22 protein-coding genes and 1 tRNA gene are annotated in these 22780 nt (G+C 59.8%); 18 read left to right on the forward strand and 5 right to left on the reverse strand.

All coding sequences use genetic code 11. From position 1 onward, the window contains the following. Positions 1-36 precede the first annotated feature (36 nt). Both ACIPO9_RS20790 and ACIPO9_RS20795 read right to left on the reverse strand, forming a co-directional pair. Entirely contained in the window at positions 37-699 is a 663-nt protein-coding gene (locus tag ACIPO9_RS20790; RefSeq protein ID WP_274134032.1) for a hypothetical protein, read from the reverse strand. 214 nt (positions 700-913) lie between these two features. After that, positions 914-1834, reverse strand: coding sequence for a LysR family transcriptional regulator (locus tag ACIPO9_RS20795; RefSeq protein WP_400783207.1), 921 nt, complete (start codon positions 1832-1834; stop codon positions 914-916). Positions 1835-1952: 118 nt separating this feature from the next. On the opposite strand from ACIPO9_RS20795, the gene ACIPO9_RS20800 reads away from it, so the two are divergent. Together ACIPO9_RS20800 and ACIPO9_RS20805 are read left to right on the forward strand one after the other, a co-directional pair. Then, positions 1953-2696, forward strand: coding sequence for an SDR family oxidoreductase (locus tag ACIPO9_RS20800; RefSeq protein ID WP_400783209.1), 744 nt, complete (start codon positions 1953-1955; stop codon positions 2694-2696). Positions 2697-3231: 535 nt separating this feature from the next. Continuing rightward, on the forward strand, positions 3232-4077 hold the full coding sequence (locus ACIPO9_RS20805; protein ID WP_400783212.1) for an RNase A-like domain-containing protein: 846 nt from the start codon (positions 3232-3234) through the stop codon (positions 4075-4077). Between the two features lie 645 nt (positions 4078-4722). Here ACIPO9_RS20805 and ACIPO9_RS20810 read toward each other — a convergent pair. After that, a tRNA-Leu gene (locus ACIPO9_RS20810) sits at positions 4723-4807 on the reverse strand. 107 nt (positions 4808-4914) lie between these two features. On the opposite strand from ACIPO9_RS20810, the gene queA reads away from it, so the two are divergent. The 8 genes from queA (at position 4915) to ACIPO9_RS20850 (ending at position 14396) form a co-directional block, all read left to right on the forward strand. Next, the gene (gene queA / locus ACIPO9_RS20815) at positions 4915-5985 is read left to right on the forward strand and encodes a tRNA preQ1(34) S-adenosylmethionine ribosyltransferase-isomerase QueA (RefSeq protein WP_400783214.1); all 1071 of its coding nucleotides are present in this window, start codon (positions 4915-4917) and stop codon (positions 5983-5985) included. Between the two features lie 14 nt (positions 5986-5999). Further along, positions 6000-7115 (forward strand): tRNA guanosine(34) transglycosylase Tgt, encoded by a 1116-nt coding sequence (gene tgt, locus ACIPO9_RS20820; protein WP_274134067.1) that lies wholly within the window; start codon positions 6000-6002, stop codon positions 7113-7115. 52 nt (positions 7116-7167) lie between these two features. Then, entirely contained in the window at positions 7168-7506 is a 339-nt protein-coding gene (gene yajC, locus ACIPO9_RS20825) for a preprotein translocase subunit YajC (protein WP_062383548.1), read from the forward strand. Between the two features lie 62 nt (positions 7507-7568). Then, on the forward strand, positions 7569-9437 hold the full coding sequence (gene secD / locus ACIPO9_RS20830) for a protein translocase subunit SecD (protein WP_274134036.1): 1869 nt from the start codon (positions 7569-7571) through the stop codon (positions 9435-9437). 9 nt (positions 9438-9446) lie between these two features. Beyond that, positions 9447-10358, forward strand: a complete 912-nt coding sequence (gene secF, locus ACIPO9_RS20835; RefSeq protein WP_274134037.1) for a protein translocase subunit SecF — start codon at positions 9447-9449, stop codon at positions 10356-10358. Between the two features lie 118 nt (positions 10359-10476). Continuing rightward, the gene (locus tag ACIPO9_RS20840; protein WP_274134038.1) at positions 10477-11022 is read left to right on the forward strand and encodes a glycine zipper 2TM domain-containing protein; all 546 of its coding nucleotides are present in this window, start codon (positions 10477-10479) and stop codon (positions 11020-11022) included. A 466-nt stretch (positions 11023-11488) separates the two neighbouring features. Next, on the forward strand, positions 11489-12733 hold the full coding sequence (locus ACIPO9_RS20845; RefSeq protein WP_400783217.1) for an OprD family porin: 1245 nt from the start codon (positions 11489-11491) through the stop codon (positions 12731-12733). Between the two features lie 64 nt (positions 12734-12797). Continuing rightward, positions 12798-14396, forward strand: a complete 1599-nt coding sequence (locus ACIPO9_RS20850; protein WP_400783218.1) for an argininosuccinate lyase — start codon at positions 12798-12800, stop codon at positions 14394-14396. 159 nt (positions 14397-14555) lie between these two features. Here the strand turns inward: ACIPO9_RS20850 and ACIPO9_RS20855 are convergent, their stop codons facing one another. Then, positions 14556-15761, reverse strand: coding sequence for a cation:dicarboxylate symporter family transporter (locus ACIPO9_RS20855; RefSeq protein ID WP_400783220.1), 1206 nt, complete (start codon positions 15759-15761; stop codon positions 14556-14558). Positions 15762-15897: 136 nt separating this feature from the next. Between ACIPO9_RS20855 and ACIPO9_RS20860 the strand changes: the two genes are divergently transcribed. Continuing rightward, a complete protein-coding gene (locus ACIPO9_RS20860; RefSeq protein ID WP_400608776.1) occupies positions 15898-16830 on the forward strand; it encodes a LysR substrate-binding domain-containing protein in 933 nt (310 codons plus the stop codon). A gap of 68 nt (positions 16831-16898) precedes the next feature. Here ACIPO9_RS20860 and suhB read toward each other — a convergent pair whose 3' ends face one another. Then, entirely contained in the window at positions 16899-17714 is an 816-nt protein-coding gene (gene suhB, locus ACIPO9_RS20865; protein WP_274134043.1) for an inositol-phosphate phosphatase, read from the reverse strand. Positions 17715-17939: 225 nt separating this feature from the next. Here suhB and trmJ point away from each other — a divergent pair, with 225 nt between their 5' ends. From trmJ to hscB, 7 genes are all read left to right on the forward strand, one after another. Next, complete coding sequence (gene trmJ / locus ACIPO9_RS20870; protein ID WP_400783223.1) at positions 17940-18713, forward strand: tRNA (cytosine(32)/uridine(32)-2'-O)-methyltransferase TrmJ; 774 nt, start codon at positions 17940-17942, stop codon at positions 18711-18713. After that, the gene (gene cysE / locus ACIPO9_RS20875; RefSeq protein ID WP_400783224.1) at positions 18713-19498 is read left to right on the forward strand and encodes a serine O-acetyltransferase; all 786 of its coding nucleotides are present in this window, start codon (positions 18713-18715) and stop codon (positions 19496-19498) included. The genes trmJ and cysE overlap by 1 nt, the downstream gene beginning before the upstream one ends. Positions 19499-19666: 168 nt before the next feature. Further along, on the forward strand, positions 19667-20158 hold the full coding sequence (iscR, locus tag ACIPO9_RS20880) for a Fe-S cluster assembly transcriptional regulator IscR (protein ID WP_274134046.1): 492 nt from the start codon (positions 19667-19669) through the stop codon (positions 20156-20158). Positions 20159-20202: 44 nt separating this feature from the next. Then, positions 20203-21417 (forward strand): IscS subfamily cysteine desulfurase, encoded by a 1215-nt coding sequence (locus ACIPO9_RS20885; RefSeq protein WP_400783227.1) that lies wholly within the window; start codon positions 20203-20205, stop codon positions 21415-21417. Positions 21418-21507: 90 nt separating this feature from the next. Further along, entirely contained in the window at positions 21508-21894 is a 387-nt protein-coding gene (gene iscU / locus ACIPO9_RS20890; RefSeq protein WP_062383507.1) for a Fe-S cluster assembly scaffold IscU, read from the forward strand. A 35-nt stretch (positions 21895-21929) separates the two neighbouring features. Beyond that, positions 21930-22253 carry an iron-sulfur cluster assembly protein IscA gene (gene iscA / locus ACIPO9_RS20895; protein ID WP_274134048.1) on the forward strand — a complete coding sequence of 108 codons (324 nt, stop codon included), beginning with the start codon at positions 21930-21932 and terminating at the stop codon, positions 22251-22253. An 8-nt stretch (positions 22254-22261) separates the two neighbouring features. Continuing rightward, the gene (gene hscB / locus ACIPO9_RS20900) at positions 22262-22780 is read left to right on the forward strand and encodes a co-chaperone HscB (RefSeq protein ID WP_274134049.1); all 519 of its coding nucleotides are present in this window, start codon (positions 22262-22264) and stop codon (positions 22778-22780) included.

A 22780-nucleotide genomic window follows, 5' to 3' on the forward strand; every position in this document is an offset into this window, starting at 1 on the left:
TCAACAGTTCTATCGCGTTTTCTGCCCCGAAGCCGCTCACTCGCTGTATTCGGCTTCCAGTGCCGCGAGATCTTTCTCTATCACCTTCATCAACATTTCCCACTCGCCCTGGGTACGTTTCATCGCCTCACCTTCGCGGGAGTAGAGAAAATCGATGACGTTCGCGGTTTCCTTGGCCTTGGTGGTCGGGCGGAAGGCGTCCATGCTCAGCACCCGTGCCAGCATATCCAGCTCGGTCGCGTGGTTGACCCACTGCCAATTGTCCTTGATGACCAGCTTGTCGATGAGAATGCATTGCTTCTTGAAGCTGCGCAGGCTGGCGCCAAAGGGGCTGGCGGCCAGTAGCGAGGTGATGCGCGAACCTTCGTTGTTGGCCTTGTCCACCGCATTGGGGCCAAAGAACCACTCGTTGAAGCTCAGTTCGATCTCACGAAAGGCGACATTGGCATCCCAGATAATGCCCAACGCCTTGTTGTGGATCATCTCGTTCTTCCAGGCGCGATAGGCCTTGAACGCAAGGCCCACCAGGCCTATGGCTGCCAGCGCCTGCACCAGGGCCGAACAGGAATTGATGACGTCGTACGCCCGGGCCGAACCTGAGACGCCAGCGCCCGTGTAGGACTCGTAGAAGACAGCCCCGGTCATTGCCGCGAGGGCAAAGAGGGCACAGTAGAAACCAAATGCATAGGGATCTTTCATTGTTGTTTTTATCCGATCAGCGAGGTTAAACGTATGGTCCATTTCGCTCTGGATCAGTCATTTTTCAGGCTAGTTGAGAACTGGGGATTTGCAGGAAGGGTGACGAAATGAATTCTTACAGATCCACTCGCTTCTCGTAGCAGTCCGGCTTGCCGGCGAGGCGATCCTCAGATATTCGGCGCCTTGAAAGACGACACGCCGGCAAGCCGGACTGCTACGGGTTGCGAAGATGCGGGAACAGTCGGGTGTCAGCAAGACAGTCCTTCAGATGGTCATAGACCAGTCGCACACGTGGAGGTACCGGGCCTGACTGCGTGCGGTAAATAATCAGGTCCGTGGAGGGCGGCGCGCAGTCGGCCAGCACTTCGATCAGCCGTCCCTCGCTCAAATGTGGTTCGGCCAGATAATGCGGCATCTGCGCGAAAGCCAGCCCGCCGAGGACGAATTCAAGCTCCGTTTCCGGATCGTCGCAGCTAAACGCGGGGGAGGGCGGCAGGTAGTCCTGACCCTGGGCAAAAAACCACGGCCATGGCCGACCATGATTGCGGTCGATCAACAGCGACATGGGCAAGGCTTTCAGATCCTCGATGCTGGTGGGCGCCCCGACCCTCTCGATCAGCGAAGGCGCCGCGACCACCTTCAACGGCACCTGCGCAACGGCCCGCGCGATGTAGCGCCGGTCGCGCACAGCACCGACCCGGATGCCGATGTCGATACGCGACGCCACCGCATCGGTCAGTTGGTCCTCAAGGCTCAACTCGATCCGCAGCCCAGGATGCTGCTCCATCAGCGGCCTGAGAAACCCCGGCAGGTACAGCTTGCCAATGGCATGGGGTGCAGTAATGCCTACCCGCCCCGAGATTTCGGCACTGCGGGATTTGCTGTGGGCCACGAACAACTGATCGAACCGGTTCAGCGTCTCCCGCGCCTGCTGGGCGATCTCCCTGCCGAACGCGGTGACATGAGCCTGGCGCGTGCTGCGGTGAAACAACGGCTCGGCGAAGGTGCGCTCCAGTTCCTTGATCGCCCGCGTCACCTTCTGCGGCGACGTCCCGAGCCGATGGGCCGCCTCGCGAAAGCTTGGCGCATCCACTGCTACCAAAAATACCCGCAGCATCTCCATGCGATTGAGCATTGCACGCCTCGTGTTCCAGAAAGTGGAATTCTCAAATCCTAACTCTTCCATTTTCTGGATCGGATATCCACTGCAAACTTCTTCTCAAGCACTTCCCACTCGCTTGAGGAGATTCAAAATGAGCAATGGCATTCAAAACAAGGTTGTTGTCATCACTGGCGCGAGCAGCGGTCTGGGCGAAGCCACCGCCCGCCACCTGGCCCGACTGGGCGCCAAGGTTGTTCTGGCTGCGCGCCGTCAGGAACGCATGGACGTGATCGTCAGCGAGATCAAGGCAGCCGGCGGCCAGGCCTCGGCCTACACCGTCGACGTCACCCGCCGCGAAGACCTCAGCAGCCTGATCGAAAACGCCGTGCGCGACTTCGGCAAGGTCGATGTAATGATCAACAACGCCGGCTTCATGGCTATCGCCCCCATCTCCGAACTGCGCGTCGAAGAATGGGATCGCATGATCGACATCAACATCAAGGGCGTGCTCTACGGCGTGGCCGCCGCGCTGCCCAAGTTCGAAGCCCAGGGCTTCGGCCACTTCATCAACATCTCGTCGGTGGCCGGCATCAAGGTCTTCAGCCCCGGCGGCTCGGTCTACAGCGGCACCAAATATGCGGTGCGCGCCATCTCCGACGGCCTGCGCCACGAAGTCGGTGGCAAGATCCGCACCACCACCATCGAGCCAGGTGCCGTGGAATCCGAACTCAAACTCGGCAGCGGCCACCAGCCAAGCGCTGACGTGGTGAACGAGTTCTACAAAATGGCCATCCCGGCCGAATCGGTGGCCCGCGCGATTGCCTTTGCCATCGAACAGCCCGGGGATGTGGACATCAACGAAATCGTGTTGCGGCCGACTGCGCAGGATTTCTGATCAGCGCACCGCTTGCCGGCGAGGCCCCCTCACCATCGCCTCGCCGGCAAGCCGGACTGCTACGGTTCTGCGGCGCAACACACACCGCAATCACCCCCCAATCCCGTAGCAGTCCGGCTCGCCGGCGTCAGCGATCTCAAGGCCGCCCCCGCCGGCAAGCCGTGCTGCTACGGTTCCGCGGCGGAACACAAACCGCAATCACACCCCGATCCCGTAGCAGCACGGCTTGCCGGCGGGAGCAGTTTCATTGGCACCCCGCCAAGAAACCTGGCTGGGGAGACCCCAATAGGTTTGGATGCTAACTAGGTTTTTTGTAGGATTACTCTGCGAGTTATGTAGGGTGTGTATGAAAAGCGATGTTTTGCATGTTTCCATCTTGCCTCCGAAGTTCTAGATAGCTAGCTTCCATCGTTCCAACAGATCGAGATACCAAACCTCGTCGCTGATGAGAGGCGATAACTCATTGTTGTGTCGAAATCGCGAAGTTTTCTGCGTTTCTTTTAGTTATAGAACAATGGACGGGACAGGGAGCTATATGTCAGATCAGGAAGAATTCCACGTCGTTCTAAGCTATGCCCAAATGGCAGCTATTCTGGAGCATGAGTCTCTCTCCGAGACTGAGATAAGATCGAATCGGATCTTTGGCAGTCTGCGCCTTGTCGGCGGCATTATCGAGCTGGCGGGAGCTGGGGTGCTCTGTGCTGCACCTGAACCTACTTTGGTAACAAAAGTAGGTTGCGTCGCGATGGGCGTACATGGCGCTGATCAATCGTCCGCTGGTATGCATCAGCTCGTGACGGGAAAGTCTACAGACTCCTTTGCATTCAAGATCGGTGCATCTACAGCTGGAATGCTGGGGGCATCAAAGACGGGGGCGCGTGTCATTGGATTGGCCACAGAGTTCGCCGTCCCGCTGTCCACTGCTTCTCTCTATGGCGCATTCAGAGTGTCCTCAGTCCGAGCGGGGAAAATGACGCTCGTGGTGAGCGAGAGGTTTCCAAATGCTCCGGTCAAGGGGCCTGGCGGGCATGCGATGCAGCATCACGTCGGTAAGGATATAGATGCGCTGCAAAAAAGGCTCAAACGTAAAAGAGCCGCAGACGTCATGTCCACCTTCACCAGTCTTGAAAAAGCTGAATGGGCAGTGAGTCGAACGCTCCAAAGGCATAGGTATAAAATCCTGGCTTACTCTAAAGCCAAGCTGTTGCGCACGAGTAATCGGTTGACAGTTAAGATGAGCTTTGTCGAGGACGTGGGGTGGGGTATCACGCGTCTTGCTCCAGATGTGCCTGTAGGGATGAAGAATGTAGTCGTGGTGATAAAATTCACAGAATATAACCATATGCCGGCATTTATTGTGACCGCTTACCCGGTTCCTTGAGGTGTTTATGCGGGGCTACATGAAACTTGTCGACTTTATGGGTGACGTTAGTGAGGGGATTCAGGACCACCTACCAGAAGACCAGCGCTGCTGTCAGCGGTCATTGGATGAGATAGTCGAGAGCTGGGTAGGAGGTAAGAAATACTGGGCAATAAGGTCGCTTGAAAAAGATTTGGAATCGTACGTAAAAAAACATAGTGCTGGGGACTATTCTGTCGATGAGATACTTTCCTATTATGATCTTTTGTTTATCTGGGATAGATTCGACTGTGAGGAGGTTGAATGGTTGACTCAGGTTTTAGCCATGATCAGGCGGGTCGTGCGAGACAATAATCGCTCGTATTTTAATGATGCGCGAGCGTGGATTGGTGGAAAGCTTACGTTCATGCACCCGCCAAGCTAGATAGGCGCGGGCCGTTGAAACCCTGCTCCCGTCCGAGAACCCATAGATATCGTATTCGGAGTAGCACTCCTAGACGCCCTCTTCATCGAGGTCTCTGCAGTCTACGTAACGCGTGCATTCATCTTGCAGTGCATTGGCTCCAGATCGCTGGAATCAGAAAATTCAGGCATAAAAAAACCGGCTCAAATCTGGCCGGTTCTTTTCATCTTCAAGCGACGCAACCCCTTGAAGGTACTGCTGTTTGGTGCCCCGAGGGAGACTCGAACTCCCACTCCTTTCGAAAACGGATTTTGAATCCGCCGCGTCTACCAATTCCGCCATCAGGGCTTGTGGCGGCGGAGTATAGAGACGCGCCTACCGTTGGTCAATCATGTTTCATGGTCAATTTTGTGCTTTTCCGCTAAACTTCCCGGCCCTGCTAGACGAACCCCATCATGCGTGTCGCCGACTTTACCTTCGAACTCCCTGATGCACTGATCGCTCGCCACCCTCTGGCCGAGCGTCGCAGCAGCCGCTTGCTGACCCTCGACGGGCCGAGTGGTGCGCTGGCACATCGCCAATTCGCTGATTTGCTGGAGCATTTGCGCCCCGGCGATCTCATGGTTTTCAACAATACCCGGGTGATTCCGGCGCGGCTGTTCGGGCAGAAAACCTCGGGCGGCAAGCTGGAAATCCTGGTGGAACGGGTGCTGGATCAGCATCGCGTGCTGGCCCATGTGCGGTCGAGCAAGTCGCCGAAGGCGGGGTCGACGATCCTCATCGACGGCGGTGGCGAGGCCGAGATGGTGGCGCGCCATGATGCGCTGTTCGAACTGCGTTTTGCCGAGCCGGTGCTGCCGCTGCTCGAGCGCGTAGGGCATATGCCGTTGCCTCCTTATATAGACCGCCCGGATGACGACGCCGACCGCGAGCGCTACCAGACCGTTTACGCCCAGCGTGCCGGCGCGGTGGCGGCACCGACGGCGGGGCTGCATTTCGACCAGGTGATGATGGAGGCGATTGCTGCCAAGGGCGTCGAGACGGCCTTCGTCACGCTGCACGTGGGCGCGGGGACGTTCCAGCCGGTGCGCGTCGAGCGCATCGAAGATCACCACATGCATAACGAGTGGCTGGAAGTCACTCAAGAGGTGGTCGATGCCGTGGCGGCGTGCCGTGCTCGCGGTGGCCGGGTGATCGCGGTGGGCACCACCAGTGTGCGTTCGCTGGAAAGTGCGGCGCGTGATGGCGTGCTCAAGGCGTTCAGCGGCGACACCGATATCTTCATCTACCCGGGCCGTCCCTTCCATGTGGTCGATGCCCTGGTCACCAATTTCCATTTGCCTGAATCCACGCTGTTGATGCTGGTTTCAGCCTTCGCCGGTTACCCGGAAACCATGGCGGCCTACGCGGCTGCGGTGGAGCACGGATACCGCTTCTTCAGTTACGGGGATGCCATGTTCATCACCCGCAATCCGGCGCCGACTGCACCTCAAGGATCAGATGCGGCCCCCGAGGATCTCGCATGAGTCGCACCTGTCGTATGTCGTTTGAGCTGCTGGCCACTGATGGCAAGGCTCGTCGTGGTCGCCTGACCTTTCCCCGTGGCACTGTCGAGACCCCGGCGTTCATGCCGGTCGGTACCTATGGCACGGTCAAGGGCATGCTGCCCCGTGATATCGAGGCCATCGGCGCCGAGATCATCCTGGGCAACACCTTCCACCTGTGGCTGCGTCCTGGCACCGAGGTCATCAAGGCCCACGGCGACCTGCACGATTTCATGCAGTGGAAAGGCCCGATTCTGACCGACTCCGGTGGTTTCCAGGTGTTCAGCCTGGGCGCGATGCGCAAGATCAAGGAGGAAGGCGTGACCTTCGCCTCGCCGGTGGACGGCTCCAAGGTATTCATGGGGCCGGAAGAGTCGATGCAGGTCCAGCGTGACCTGGGCTCGGACATCGTGATGATCTTCGACGAATGCACCCCGTATCCGGCCGACGAAGACGTGGCGCGCACTTCCATGGAGCTGTCGCTGCGCTGGGCCAAGCGTTCGAAGATCGCCCATGGCGAGAACACTGCGGCACTGTTCGGCATCGTTCAGGGCGGCATGCATGAAAACCTGCGCATGCGCTCGCTGGAAGGCTTGAGCGAGCTGGATTTCGACGGCCTGGCCATTGGCGGGCTGTCGGTGGGCGAACCCAAGCACGAGATGATCAAGGTGCTGGATTACCTGCCGGGTCGCATGCCCGCTGACAAACCTCGTTACCTTATGGGTGTAGGCAAGCCCGAAGACCTGGTTGAAGGTGTGCGCCGCGGAGTCGACATGTTCGACTGCGTGATGCCTACGCGCAACGCCCGCAACGGTCATCTGTTCATCGACACCGGTGTCCTGAAGATTCGTAATGCGTTCCATCGCCACGATGATTCGCCGCTGGATCCGACGTGCGATTGCTACACCTGCAAGAACTTCTCCCGCGCTTATCTGCATCACCTGGACAAGTGCGGCGAAATGCTGGGGAGCATGCTCAATACGATCCACAATTTGCGGCATTACCAGCTGCTGATGGCTGGTTTGCGCGAGGCTATTCAACAGGGTACATTGGCCGCCTTTGTCGATACGTTCTATGCCAAGCGCGGGCTTGCAACGCCGCCCCTGGATTGATTGACAGCCGGTCTATCCGCTTCTTATTAAAATTATGCAACTGGAGTGCTAAATGAGCTTTTTCATTTCCAACGCCATGGCGGACGCAGCCGCGCCTGCCGCTGCGGGTCCGGCGGGTTCGGGTTTCGAGTGGATTTTCCTGGTCGGCTTCCTGGTCATCTTCTACCTGATGATCTGGCGTCCACAGGCCAAACGCGCCAAAGAGCAGAAGAATCTGCTGGGTAACTTGCAGAAGGGCGACGAAGTCGTTACTTCCGGCGGTATCGCGGGCAAGATCAACAAAGTGACTGACGATTTCGTGGTGATCGAAGTTTCCGACACTGTAGAACTGAAGATCCAGAAGGGCGCCATCGCTGCCACCCTGCCCAAGGGCACCCTGAAAGCCATCTGATTCCAGTCTTTTACCAATCGACGGGGCGCGCAAGGCGCCCCGCGTTATAAGCAGGCGGCGTGATGTTGAACAAATACCCACTGTGGAAATACTTCCTGATCCTGGTCGTACTGGGCATCGGCTTTATTTATTCCGCACCCAATCTCTACCCTGACGACCCGGCCATCCAGGTCAGCGGCGCAAGCACTGCGTTGCAGGTCAATCAGGCGGATCTGGATCGCGTAAGCAAGGCGCTTACCGATGCTGGCATCGCGGTCAAGGGCGCGTCTCTGGCCGAGAATGGCAAGGGCGGTTTGTTGCGTCTGACCAAACAGGAAGACCAGCTGCCCGCCAAGGATGTTGCGCGCAAGGCGCTGGGTGACGACTACGTCGTTGCACTGAACCTGGCACAGACCACGCCGAAGTGGCTGCGCAACGTGGGCGCAAGCCCGATGAAACTGGGTCTCGACCTCTCCGGTGGTGTGCACTTCCTGCTGGAAGTCGACATGGAGAAGGCACTCAGTGCGCGTCTGAACGTCTACGAAGGCGAAGTCAAAAGCCTGCTGCGCAAGGAAAAACTGCGTTATCGCAGCCTGCCGCAGGATGGCAATGCCATTCAACTGGGCTTCAGCGACACCGATTCCCGCGAGCAGGCCCGTAGCCTGATCCGCAAGGATTACAGCGATTTCGACATCACCACCAGCGAGCGTGGCGAGATGCCGATCCTGCGTCTGGCCATGACCCAGGCCAAGATCGCCGAGATTCGCGAATATTCGATCAAGCAGAACCTGACCACGGTGCGTAACCGTGTCAACGAACTGGGCGTGGCCGAGCCACTGGTTCAGCGCCAGGGTGCCAACCGCATCGTGGTCGAGCTGCCAGGCGTGCAGGACACTGCCGAAGCCAAGCGTATCCTGGGCAAGACCGCCAACCTTGAGTTCCGTCTGGGCGCAGGCCCCGATGACACCAAGGCCACCACTGAAATGTTCGAGTTCCGCGAAGGCGGTCGTCCGGCAGCAGCGGTGGAGCGTGGCCTGATCATCACCGGTGACCAGGTCACCGACGCCAAGGCCGGCTTTGACGAGCACGGTCGCCCGCAGGTGAACATCAAGCTTGACGGCCACGGTGGTGACCTGATGAGCCGCGCCACCCGCGCCAACGTCGGTCGCAGCATGGCGGTGATCTTCATCGAGCAGCGTCCGCAGACCACCTACGTCAAGCAGATGGTCGACGGCGTCGAGAAAGACGTGCCGGTGCAGACCTTCAAGGAAGACAAGAAGATCATCAGCCTGGCGACCATCCAGTCGCCGCTGGGTGCGCAGTTCCGCATCACCGGCCTGAACGGCCAGGGCGAATCGTCGGAACTGGCACTGCTGCTGCGTGCCGGTGGTCTGGCCGCTCCCATGTACTTCGCTGAAGAGCGCACCATTGGCCCGAGCCTGGGTGCCGACAACATCACCAAGGGTGTCGACGCTTCCCTGTGGGGCATGCTGTTCGTCTCGCTGTTCATCCTCGCCATCTACCGTTTCTTCGGCCTGATCGCGACCGTGGCACTGGCCTTCAACATGGTCATGCTGCTGGCGCTGATGTCGATCCTGGGTGCCACGCTGACCCTGCCGGGCATCGCCGGTATCGTGTTGACGATGGGTATGGCGGTGGACGCCAACGTGCTGATCTTCTCGCGTATCCGTGAGGAGCTGGCCAATGGCATGACCGTGCAACGTGCGATCAACGAAGGTTTCGACCGCGCCTACACCGCGATTCTCGACGCCAACCTGACCTCGCTGCTGGTCGGCGGCATTCTCTACGCCATGGGCACCGGCCCGGTCAAAGGCTTCGCCGTGACCATGTCGCTCGGTATCTTTACCTCGATGTTCACGGCCATCATGGTGACCCGCGCAATGGTCAACCTGATTTATGGCGGCCGTGACGTCAAGAAGCTGTGGATCTAAGGGGCTGCCATGAAACGTACAATCAACTTCATGGGCGTTCGCAACGTTGCGTTCGCCCTGACCATGCTCCTGACCGCACTGGCGTTGTTCAGCTGGTTCCACAAGGGCCTGAACTTCGGCCTGGACTTCACCGGCGGTACGCTGATCGAGCTGACCTACGAGCGTCCTGCCGATCTTGGCAAGGTGCGTGACGAGCTGACCAACGCCGGTTACCACGAGGCAATCGTGCAGAGCTTCGGCGCGACTACCGACCTGTTGGTGCGCATGCCGGGTGAAGACCCGCAACTGGGCGCCCAGGTAGCCGACGCACTGCGCAAGACCGGTGCCGATAACCCGGCCACGGTCAAGCGCGTCGAGTTCGTCGGCCCGCAGGTGGGTGAAGAGCTGCGCGACCAGGGCGGTATCGGCATGTTGCTCGCACTGGGCGGCGTTCTGATCTACCTGGCATTCCGCTTCCAGTGGAAGTTTGCCGTGGGCGCGATCGTTTCCCTGATCCACGACGTGGTCGTGACCATGGGTATCCTGTCGTTCTTCCAGATCACCTTCGACCTGACGGTGCTGGCGGCGGTCCTGGCGATCATCGGTTACTCGCTCAACGACACCATCGTGGTATTCGACCGGGTTCGCGAGAACTTCCGTCTGCTGCGCAAGGCTTCGCTGATCGAGAACATCAACATCTCCACCACCCAGACCCTGCTGCGTACCATCGCCACGTCGGTGTCCACGCTGCTGGCCATCGGCGCGCTGTGGATCTTCGGCGGCGACAGCCTGCACGGTTTCTCGGTGGCGCTGTTCATCGGCGTCATGGCCGGTACCTACTCCTCGATCTACATCGCCAACGTGGTGCTGATCTGGCTGAACCTGCGTACCGAAGACCTGCTGCCACCGGTTGCAGCCGAGCAGGTGGATGATCGTCCATAACGATTTGATCTGACCGGTCGTCACGTTAGAAGGCGCGAGTTTGAACTCGCGCCTTTTTTTGTGCTCCAAGGCTGGGAGTAGCGTAAGAAATTGCGCTGAAAATGGTCAGGAGGTTCACGTGAACAAATCGTTGCTAGTTGGTGCTGTATTGGGCGCTGTCGGTGTGACTGCCGGTGGGGCTTTGGCCACCTATAGCCTCGTTAAAAACAACGGCCCTGAATATGCCGACGTGCTGGCCGTCGAGCCTGTAAAAGAACAGATCAAGACCCCTCGTGAAGTGTGCAAGGACGTCGCGGTGACCCATCGCGCTCCGGTCAAGGACCAGCACCAGATCGTCGGTACAGTTGTCGGTGCCCTGGCAGGTGGCCTGCTCGGTAACCAGGTGGGTGGCGGTAACGGCAAGAAGATCGCCACCGTGGCCGGTGCGGTCGGCGGCGGCTACGCCGGCAACAAGGTGCAGGAAGGCATGCAGAACCGCGATACCTACACCACCACCGAAACCCGTTGCAACACGGTCAACGACATCAGCGACAAGGTCGTGGGCTACAACGTGAAGTACAAGCTGAACGACAAGGTCGGCCAGGTGCGTATGGATCGCGATCCGGGCAGCCAGATTCCGGTCAACAAAGACGGTCAGCTGGAATTGAGCCAGGCCGGTCAGTAAGTTTCGGTCAGCTCCCCAAAAACGCCCCTCACGCAGGGGCGTTTTTTTTTGGCCCATCCGGCCATCCCGTAGGAGCGCGCTTGCCCGCGAATGGCCGGTACATTCGATCGAGATGCGTCGGATGCACCACCACCGTCGCGGGCAAGCGCGCTCCTACAGGTTTGGGGTGGAATACATTCCTGCGCCATACACGGCACGGTAGGAGCGCGCTTGCCCGCGAATGGCCGGTACATTCGATGGAGATGTGTCGGATGCGCCACCGCCGTTGCGGGCAAGCGCGCTCCTACAGGTTTGGGGGGAGATACATTCCTGCGCCAGACCGCGGAACTACCTCTATATCTAAAACGTATTCAACCGGTACTAACTATATATTTTTTATTTGAATTCTCGCCGCGTAAGCTTTTTGCAGGTGGTCATCCACCTGACAAAACCAATAAAAAACAGCTACGCCACGCGGGAAACAATAATGCAAAAAAGCCCTGTATCTCTTGGCCTCACGTCTGCTGCCGCCCTTGGGTTGAGCCTCACATTTCCAGGTTTTGCCGAAGCCGATTTCCTGGAAGACAGCAAGGCCGACCTCGAATTTCGCAACTTCTACTTCAACAGCGATTACCGCCAGGACAACGCCACCCAGTCCAGGCGTGATGAATGGGCCCAGGGCCTGATCCTCAACTACGAATCCGGTTTCACCGAAGGCACGGTAGGCTTCGGGGTGGACGCCATCGGGCTGTTCGGCCTCAAACTCGACTCGGGCCCCGAGCGCCGCAACTCCGGCCTGCTGCCAGTCGGCGATGAGAAGGCCCCGGACGACTATGGACGCGCCGGTGTAACCGCCAAGGCGCGGATTTCCAAAAGCGTGCTGCGGGTCGGCACGCTGATGCCGAAATTGCCTACGGTCCTGCCCAACGATGGACGACTGTTGCCGCAGACCTTTCGTGGCGCGCAGGTGACATCCAAAGACATCACCGACATGACCCTCAATGTCGGGCGCCTCACCAGCAACAGCGAACGCAACGACAGCGGCCACGAAGACATCGAGGCTGAAGGGAAGGGTATCAAGGGCGGGCGGCCCAGCGACAAGTTCGATTTCGCCAGCGCCAGCTACAGCTGGACCAAGGGACTGACTACTTCCTACAACTACGGCGGACTTGAGAACAACTACAAGCAGCACATCGTGACGCTGCTGCACAATTTCCCCCTGAGCGAGTCGCAGTCGATCAAGAGTGACCTGCGCTATGCGCGCTCGCTCAAGGACGGCAATACCAACGTCGACAACACCGCCATCGGCGCGCGTTTCACCTACAGCGTGCTCGGCCATGGTTTTGGTGTGGCCTATCAGAAGATGAGCGGCGACACAGGGTTTCCGCACTTGGCGGGAACCGACTCCTTCCTCGTCAACTACGTGATGATCTCCCCCGATTTCGCCAACCCCGAAGAGCGTTCGTGGCAAGCCCGCTACGACTATGACTTCGCGGCGGCCGGTCTGCCGGGGCTGACCTTCATGACCCGTTACCTGCAGGGCGACAACTTTGCCCGTGGCGCCAAAGAAGGCACCGAGTGGGAACGCAACACCGACATCGCCTATGTGTTCCAGAGCGGCGCGCTGAAGAACCTCGAACTCAGGTGGCGCAACGGCACTTACCGCAGCAATGGCGGCAACAACATTGACCAGAACCGCGTCATCGTCAGTTACACGCTGCCGTTGCTCTGAGTCGCACCTGTGAACACTTTTTCTCAAACGCTCACCCTCGGCTGTTGCCGCAACGGAGCCTGAAATGCCAACCAGAAAGACCCTGATCCATCTCGCCGTCGCCTTCGCGCTGTTCAATAGTCATGGGGCCTGGGCCGCCAATACCGCCGAGGTGCCCTGTGCCACCACCGAACAATGTGCCGCACAGGCGGCGAAGATCGGTGCGACTGTCGACAAGTCCAAGGCGCGGGGCAGCAAGGGCGAGAGCCAGTTCTCCTGGCTGAACCGCATCAACAAGGCCTCCATCGTCATGCTCACGGAGGAGGGCATCGTCAAACCCGAGATGGGGCAGAAGATCGCTACCGGTGTGCGCTACGCCATCGATCAGGCCGACCAGCCCAACGGCAAGCGGCCCAGCGATGTGCTGCAACTGGAGCAGATCATGACCGACAAGATCGGCCCTGAAGCTTCGCTGATTCATTCTGGCCGCAGCCGCCAGGACATGCTCGCCACCTACCGTCTGGCCAAATTGCGTTCTGACGTGCTGGCCTATAGCGAGGCCTTGAATGCGACCCGCAAGCGCCTGCTGGATCTGGCCGACAAGAACGTCGATACGCTGATTCCGGCGTACACCAACGGCGTGCAGGCGATGCCGATCACCTACGCGCATTATCTGCTGGCGTTCGAGGCGGCATTCGACCGGGACGGTCAGCGGATTCGCGAGTTGTATCAGCGTCTGAACCAGAGCCCGATGGGCACGGCGGTGCTGGCCAACTCGGCCTATCCGCTGAACCGCGAGCGCATGGCCGAGCTGCTGGGCTTTGACGCGGTGCGCGAGAACTCGCTGGATTCGAGCCAGGTTTCCACCTATGACATCCCTATCGAAGCGGCGAACATTGCGTCGTCGTCGGCTATCCGGGTGGGCGCGATGATTGGCGACATTCACACCCAGTATCACCAGATTCGCCCGTGGCTGCTGCTCGATGAGGAGAAAACCTACACCAGCAGCGCCATGCCGCAGAAACGCAATCCGGGGCTGCTGATGCGTGCACGGGAAAGTGCGTCCGATGTGGTAGGACTGGCCCAGACCGTGACCCTGCGGGCGCACAACGTCACCACCGGCATGACCGACTACAAGTTTGCCTTTGATTCGCTGGGAGTGTTCGATTCCACCAGGGAGATGTTCGCCGCAATGGACGCGGTGCTCGATGCCTTGCAGGTCAATCCACAGCGCGCCCGTGAAGAGCTCGAGAACGAGTGGACCACGTCCATGGAGCTGGCCGATACCCTGGAGCGCACGCAGAAAGTGCCGTTCCGCATTGGCCACAGCTTTGCATCGCTGATCGTCGAGCAAGCCCGCGATCAGGGCCTGACGCCCAAGACATTCCCCTACGCCGACGCGCAAAAGCTTTACACCAAGGCGGCCGACAAATATCAGTGGAAACAGAACACGCTGCCGCTGGATGAGGCGACGTTCCGCGCCTCGCTGTCGCCTGAAAACATGGTCAACACCCGCAAGGGCACCGGCGGCCCGCAACCGCAGGAGGTCAAGCGCATGCTGGCCGAAGCCCACAAGAATCTGGAAGCCGATCAGGCCTGGCTGAGCGAGCGTCGGGAGAAGCTGACCGAGGCCGAAGGCAAGCTGGACCGTGCGTTCGAGAAGTTGTTGTCGTCCAAGGGGTGATACCCCAGGCTCGACGAAACCTGTAGGAGCGCGCTTGCCCGCGATCTGCCGCATTGGCGGCAGCAAAACCTGACACCTCGGTTTGGCTGACACGCCGGGGTCGTCAGGTTTTGCTGCCGCTTCGCGACAGATCGCGGGCAAGCGCGCTCCTACGGGATGTCAGCGCAGCGCCTTTCGGGCAGCATCAAAGACGAAGCCATTCTGCCAGCGCGCAATCGCCAGACACGCCACGCAGTTGCCCAGCACGTTGGTCAGCACGCGGCATTTCATCAGGCGCTCCACGCCCAGCAGCAACCCCACGCTTTCCACAGGCACCAGGTTCAGCAAGTTGAGTGTGGCAACGAGGGTGAAGAACGCAGAACCCGCCATGCTGGTAGAACCCAGCGACGTCACCATGGAAATCAGTAGCAGCGTGAGCAGTTGCGCAGCAGTCAGATCGACCCCCGCCATCTGCGCCAGGAACATCACCGCTGTTATCAGGTAAATGTTCGAGCCGCTGAGGTTGAAGGTGTAACCGGTAGTCAGCACCAGGCGCGTCAGTTGGCGGTCGCAGCCGAGCATTTGCATCTTCTCGATCAGGCCGGGCAGGGCAGCGACCGAAGAGCCGGTAAAGGTGACCAGCAACAGTTCGTCCTTCAAATGAAGCACCAGCGACCACAGTGAAATTCCACAGGCGTGGATCAGGGGTGTCAGGATCAGCAGGATGAACGCCGCAGACGCCAAATAGATCACTGCAACGAACTTGAGCAGCGGCAGGGCCGAGGCCGGGCCGAATTTGCCGATGGTAAAGGCGATGGCGCCAAAGGCGGCCAGCGGGGCGAAGCGCAGAATCAGCTTCAGGGCGCTGAACAGCCACTGGACGACTTTTTCCAAGGTCAGACGTAGCGTTTCGGCATGCCGAAAGCCACTTGCACGACCGATCAATGCTCCGGTCAACAACCCGGCCAGCATCACTTGCAGGATCGGATTGTGCATCAGCCCGCGTGCAATCAGCGACCCGAACCCGGTCCACGAAAACCCGCCCGCTGCCTGAGTGTCGAGGGTCAGGGCCGCCGCTGTGCCTGAGCCTGGCTGCGTGAAGTCGGCGATCAGGCAGGCCAGTGACAGCGACAACAACGCCATGCCTTGAAAATAGACGAATACCTTGCCCGCCAGCCCACGCTGGCGCACCTGCAGACCCGCCACGCCGGAGGCGATCAACAGGAACATCATGAACGGCATGAGCCAGCCGATCACCCGAATGAAACCGTCGCTCAGAGGCTTCATGGTCATGGCAAGGGCGGGATCGAAAACGCCCAGAACCGCACCGCAGGCGATGGCCAGCAGAAGTTGCAGGGTGCTGCTGCGAAGAAGCCTTGCAGGCATCGGCGTACCGGTCTGGACGTGTTTATTGTTATTGGTGGACGTGCCTTGTCAGCGTCAGGCGGATTAGGCACGCTTGCCGGCCAATGTCGCATTGACCGGGCGGCAATCATAAAACCTCGCTGCGGGATAGACCACCATGGAGCTTCGTCATCTGCGTTATTTCGTCATGGTGGCCGAAGAGCGACATTTCACCCGCGCCGCCGCGCGCCTGAACATGCAGCAGCCGCCATTGAGCCAGCAGATCCGCGCGCTGGAAGAGGAACTGGGTTTCGATCTGTTCAAGCGGCATCCCAAGGGCGTGGATCTGACGGCAGGTGGGCAGGTTTTCCTGCAAGAGGCCCGGGAGATTCTTGCCCGTGTCCAGGAAGGTTCGCTCAAGGCGTCACGGGCCGCCCACGGCATCGAGGGGCAGTTGAGTGTCGGCTTTACCAGCTCGGCGGCGGCCCACCCGTTGATCCCGCGCATCATCCGCGCCTATCGCGAGCGTTTCCCTGCGGTGGCGGTGTCGTTGAAAGAGGGGAGCGCCCAGCAACTGACCGAGGCGGCCATCGAAGGCAGCGTTGATGTGGGCATTGTGCGAGCGCCGGTCGGTCGCCATCAGAGCCTCGAATTTCACCGGTTGCTGAACGAAGAGATGCTGCTGACTTTGCCGGTCGGCCATCCCTTGCTGGCCGACTACGACGGGCACGGTGAGCCACCGGCTGTTGCGCTGGAAAGCCTGAGCCAGGAGCCGTTCATTCTAGTCCGTCGCCCCGGCGCGCCGGGGATGTACGCCAATCTCATCAAGGCATGCCTGAATGCGGGCTTCAACCCGAAGATCGCGTTCGAGGTCGAGCGTATGCTCACCAACGTCAGCCTGGTGGCGGCGGGGGCGGGGGTTTCCATCGTCCCGGCGTCCATGAGGGATGTGCACAAGGAGAGCGTGGTCTATTGCCCGATTGCAAACGCCAAGCCCAGGCTGCACGCGCCGATCACCCTTGTGTGTCGCAGTTTCAACCAGTTGCCGCCGTTGAAGAACTTCATCGATTTGTCTCGGCAGTTGAGTGCGAGACGACCCCGCCGGGGTTAGACGTTGCCTTTTCATTGGGACACAAAAAAACCGGCACAAGGCCGGTTTTTTTACAGCTGCGAAAACGCTTAGCGCTTGAGCGAAGCCGGTACGAACGGTGCGATCGAGGTCAGTACGGCCTTGAAGCACTTGGTGTTGCCCGCAACGATGTGACCCTTCTCGAGGAATTCGTGGCCGCCGTTGAAGTCGCTGACCAGGCCGCCTGCTTCCTGGATCAGCAGGGCGCCGGCTGCCATGTCCCACTCGGACAGGCCCGACTCCCAGAATGCGTCGAAACGACCGGCAGCCACATAGGCCAGGTCCAGGCTTGCAGCACCTGCGCGGCGGATGCCGGCAGTCTGGCCAACCAGCGAACGGAACATGTTCAGGTAGTTTTCCAGGTTGTCCATCTGGTTTTCGCGGAACGGAAAACCGGTACCCAGCAGGGCGCCTTCCAGGCTCTTGCGCGGGCTGACGCGCAGGCGACGGCCATTGAGCTGGGCGCCACGGCCACGGCTGGCGGTGAATTCTTCCTGGCGGACAGGGTCCAGGACCACGGCGTGTTCCAGGCGACCACGGTATTTGCAGGCGATGCTGACGGCGAAGTGCGGGACGCCACGAACGAAGTTGGTGGTGCCGTCCAGTGGGTCGATGATCCACAGGTAGTCGGCGCCTTCGCCGCTGCCAGCGTGCAGGCCGCTTTCTTCGCCGAGGATGCCGTGGGTCGGGTAGGCCTTGAGCAGGGCGTCGACGATGACTTTTTCAGCGGCGCGATCGATTTCGGTGACGTAGTCCTTCGCGTCTTTTTCGTCGACCTTGATGGAATCCAGGCGCTCGATGGAGCGGAAAATCAATTCGCTGGCGCTGCGGGCGGCGCGCAGCGCGATATTCAGCATGGGCTGCATGGATGTATCACCTAGGTCGTTAAAGAGAGCCGGCCATTCTATTGGTTCTTGCCGATGATTTCCAGCGCCGGAACCTGCTTTAAGCTGCGTCCGGTCGCCTCACGGGCAGTGGCAAAGCGCAGAGTCCGGGTGTATGAAGGTGATGTCGTGCAAGGGTTCATAGCCTTGGGCCGGGTGCTTCTGTAACATTCGTCCCCCTTTTCACCTGCTAGCGAGACTCCACCATTGCTGCAAAATATTCGTGTTGTCCTGGTCGGTACCAGTCATCCGGGAAATATCGGTGGCGCTGCTCGTGCCATGAAGAACATGGGGCTTTCGCGTCTGGTGCTGGTCGATCCGGCTCACTTTCCCCACGATGACGCCAATGCGCGTGCGTCCGGGGCCAACGACATTCTGGAAAATGCCCGGGTCGTCGGCACGCTGGAGGAGGCGCTGGTGGGTGCCAACCTGGTCATGGGCACCAGCGCACGCGACCGCAAGATTCCCTGGCCACTGCTCGATCCCCGTGAAGCGGGCGCCATGACCGTCGAGCACGCAGGGCAGGGTGAAGAGATCGCGCTGGTCTTCGGTCGCGAATACGCAGGCCTGACCAACGAAGAGCTGCAGCGCTGTCACTACCACGTGCACATCCCGTCCAACCCTGATTTCAGCTCGCTGAACCTGGCGGCGGCGGTGCAGGTGCTCAGCTACGAGACGCGCATGGCGTGGCTGGCGGCGGACGGGCAGGCGACCAAGGTCATGAAGTACGAAACGACCTCGCCGCGCAGCACCGAGCTGGTGGCAATGGATGACATGGAAAAATTCTATGAGCATCTGCAAAGCACCCTGGTAGACATTGGCTTCCTCGATCCGGAGAAGCCGCGTCACCTGATGGCCAGGTTGCGCCGGTTCTACGGTCGCTCGGAAATCAGCCGGTCTGAAATGAGCATTTTGCGTGGCATCCTCACCGAGACCCAGAAAGTCGCCCACGGTGAGCCCTACAAGCGGAAGGATCAGTGATGTTCGAGCGTCTGAGAGAAGATATCCAGAGCGTATTTCACCGGGACCCGGCAGCACGCAATGCCTTTGAAGTGCTGACGTGCTACCCCGGCATGCACGCGATCTGGCTGCATCGCCTGTCTGGCTGGTTGTGGAACAGGGATCTGAAATGGCCGGCGCGCATGGTGTCCAACTTCGGGCGCTGGCTGACCGGTATCGAGATTCATCCGGGCGCCAAGGTGGGTCGGCGCTTCTTTATCGATCACGGCATGGGCATCGTCATTGGCGAGACGGCCGAGATCGGTGACGACGTGACGCTGTATCAGGGCGTGACCCTGGGCGGCACCAGCTGGAATAAAGGCAAGCGCCACCCGACCCTGGAATCCGGCGTGGTGGTCGGGGCGGGCGCCAAGGTGCTCGGCCCGTTCACCGTGGGTGCGGGCGCCAAGGTCGGCTCCAATGCGGTGGTGACCAAGCCGGTTCCGGCGGGCGCGACCGTGGTGGGGATTCCGGGGCGGATCATCGTCAAGGCTGACCAGAACGACGCCGAAGCCAAGCGCAAGGCCATGGCCGAGAAGATCGGCTTCGATGCCTACGGTGTGGGCGAAGACATGCCTGACCCGGTCGCACGGGCCATTGCCCAGTTGCTCGATCATCTGCAGGCGGTGGATGTGCGCATGGAAGACATGGGCAAGGCGCTCAAGAGCCTGGGCTGCGAGTACCGCGAGAAAGAGCTGCCGGAGCTGCATCAGGATGTCTTCGACTGCATGAAGGAGCGCAGCGAAGCCAAAGTCGCTCAGGAATAAGCGCCCGACGCACCGGGCAAAATGCAGGCATGCCTTTTGCCCCAGTCTTTGCTACCATACCGCCGCGTTTTTGCGGGTAATCCTGAGTGCTTTACTAGGTCTTATAGTTGACTTAAATACTCGGGAATAGCATACTCGCCCTCATTCCGAACCTCCGCGGTACACGTCATGCGATTGACTACAAAAGGCCGATACGCCGTAACCGCCATGCTCGACCTGGCGTTACACGCGCAGCATGGGCCAGTGTCCCTGGCCGATATCTCCGAGCGGCAAGGGATTTCCCTTTCCTATCTCGAGCAACTGTTCGCCAAGCTGCGCCGCGGCAATCTGGTGTCCAGCGTGCGTGGTCCGGGCGGCGGCTACCAGCTGTCGCGCAGCATGCAGGGGATCCAGGTGGCGCAGGTGATCGATGCGGTCAACGAATCGGTCGATGCGACGCGCTGCCAGGGGCTCGGTGATTGCCATGCTGGCGATACCTGTCTGACCCACCATTTGTGGTGCGACCTCAGCCAGCAGATTCACGAATTTCTAAGCGGTATCAGCCTGGCCGACCTCGTCACTCGCCGTGAAGTGCAGGAAGTCGCCCAACGCCAGGACCTGCGTCGTTGCAACAGCAAGGCACAGTTCCTGGACAAGATTGAAACATCCGCCGTTGAGTGAACGCAGATGAACGCGCGGCGCGCCTGCCCGATAGGAGATATTCAATGAGATTGCCGATTTACCTCGATTATTCCGCGACAACCCCGGTCGACCCACGTGTCGCCCAGAAGATGAGCGATTGCCTGCTGGTTGACGGAAACTTCGGTAACCCGGCCTCGCGTTCCCACGTCTTTGGCTGGAAAGCCGAAGAGTCGGTCGAGAATGCCCGCCGTCAGGTGGCTGATCTGGTCAACGCCGATCCGCGCGAAATCGTCTGGACTTCCGGTGCCACCGAATCCGACAACCTGGCCATCAAGGGCGCCGCGCATTTCTATGCGACCAAGGGCAAGCACCTGATCACCAGCAAGATCGAACACAAGGCGGTGCTCGACACCATGCGCCAACTGGAGCGCGAAGGTTTCGAAGTCACTTACCTTGAGCCGACCACCGACGGTCTGATCACTCCGGCGATGATCGAAGCCGTCCTGCGTGACGACACCATCCTGGTTTCGATCATGCATGTGAACAACGAGATCGGCACCGTCAACGACATCGCTGCCATTGGCGAACTGACCCGTTCGCGCGGCGTGCTGTTCCATGTCGACGCTGCCCAGTCCACCGGCAAGGTCGATATCGACCTGTCGAAGCTGAAAGTCGACATGATGTCCTTCTCCGCCCACAAGACCTACGGGCCTAAAGGCATCGGCGCGCTGTACGTCAGCCGCAAGCCTCGCGTGCGCATCGAAGCGACCATGCACGGCGGCGGTCACGAGCGCGGCATGCGTTCGGGCACCCTGGCCACTCACCAGATCGTCGGCATGGGCGAAGCCTTCCGTATCGCCAAGGAAGACATGGCGGCCGAGAACGCACGCATCAAGGCACTGAGCGACCGTTTCTACACGCAGGTCGAGCATCTGGAAGAGCTGTACGTCAACGGTAGCCTGACTGCCCGCGTGCCGCACAACCTGAACCTGAGCTTCAACTACGTCGAAGGCGAGTCGCTGATCATGGCGCTCAAGGACCTGGCCGTTTCGTCCGGTTCGGCCTGTACCTCGGCCTCGCTCGAGCCTTCGTACGTCCTGCGCGCCCTGGGCCGCAACGACGAACTGGCACACAGCTCGATCCGCTTCACCTTCGGCCGCTTCACCACCGAAGAAGAAATCGACTGGGCTGCGCAGAAAGTCTGCGAAGCCGTCACCAAGCTGCGCGCTCTGTCGCCGCTGTGGGACATGTTCAAGGACGGCGTCGACATCTCGAAGATCGAGTGGGCCGCACACTAATTTAAAGTCGCCACATGAATGCGGCGCTTTGAAAACCGGGTTTTTGAAGTGTCGCCAGAGCGACAGTCTGATTTGATGAGGATATGAACCATGGCTTACAGCGAAAAGGTCATCGACCACTACGAGAACCCGCGCAACGTCGGCAAGATGAACGCGGAAGACCCTGATGTCGGCACCGGCATGGTCGGCGCCCCGGCGTGCGGCGACGTCATGCGCCTGCAGATCAAGGTCAACGAGCAGGGCATCATCGAAGACGCCAAGTTCAAGACTTACGGCTGCGGTTCGGCCATTGCTTCCAGCTCCCTCGCCACCGAGTGGATGAAGGGCAAGACCCTGGACGAAGCAGAGACCATCAAGAACACCCAGCTGGCGGAAGAACTGGCCCTGCCGCCAGTGAAAATTCACTGCTCCGTACTCGCCGAAGACGCCATCAAGGCCGCCGTTCGCGATTACAAGCAGAAGAAAGGCCTGCTCTGAGCAGTCTTCATCCCGCTTGCAAGTAAGGAGTCACGATGGCTATCAGCATGACCGAAGCTGCCGCCAACCACGTGCGCCGTTCCCTCGAAGGGCGCGGCAAGGGTGATGGCATTCGTCTGGGCGTTCGCACGACTGGCTGTTCGGGCCTGGCGTACGTACTCGAGTTCGTCGACCAGCCGGAAAGCGAAGACACGGTGTTCGAGCACCACGGCGTCAAGGTGATCATCGATCCCAAAAGCCTGGTCTATCTGGACGGCACCGAGCTTGATTTCGTCAAGGAAGGGTTGAACGAAGGCTTCAAGTTCAACAACCCCAACTCGCGCGGTGAATGTGGCTGCGGCGAAAGCTTCAACGTCTGAGGCTTATCGTGGGTACTCCTTGTCACTTTGCTCTGTTCGATCTGCAGCCGGGTTTCCTGCTGGACCTCGATTTGCTGGCCACGCGCTATCGCGAGCTTGCCCGTAGTGTGCACCCCGACCGTTTTGCCGACGCTTCCGAGCGTGAGCAGCGTGTTGCGCTGGAGCGCTCGGCAAGCCTGAACGATGCCTACCAGACGCTCAAGAATGCGCCTAAGCGGGCGCGTTACCTGCTGGCGCTCAAGGGCGAAGTGCCCCTGGAAGTCACTGTGCACGACCCTGACTTCCTGATGCAGCAGATGCAGTGGCGCGAAGAACTCGAAGACCTGCAGGACGAAGCGGACCTGGATGGCGTGGCGACGTTCAAGCGTCGCCTGAAGGTGGCGCAGGAACAACTGAACGATAGCTTCGCGGCCTGTTGGGACGATGCTGCACAGCGTGAGCAGGCCGAAAGGCTGATGCGCCGCATGCAGTTCCTCGACAAGCTCTCCTACGAAGTGCGCCAGCTCGAAGAGCGCCTCGACGATTAA

It is taken from the genome of Pseudomonas sp. NPDC090203 (assembly GCF_044746765.1).
Classification (GTDB): Bacteria; Pseudomonadota; Gammaproteobacteria; order Pseudomonadales; family Pseudomonadaceae; genus Aquipseudomonas; species Aquipseudomonas putida_AD.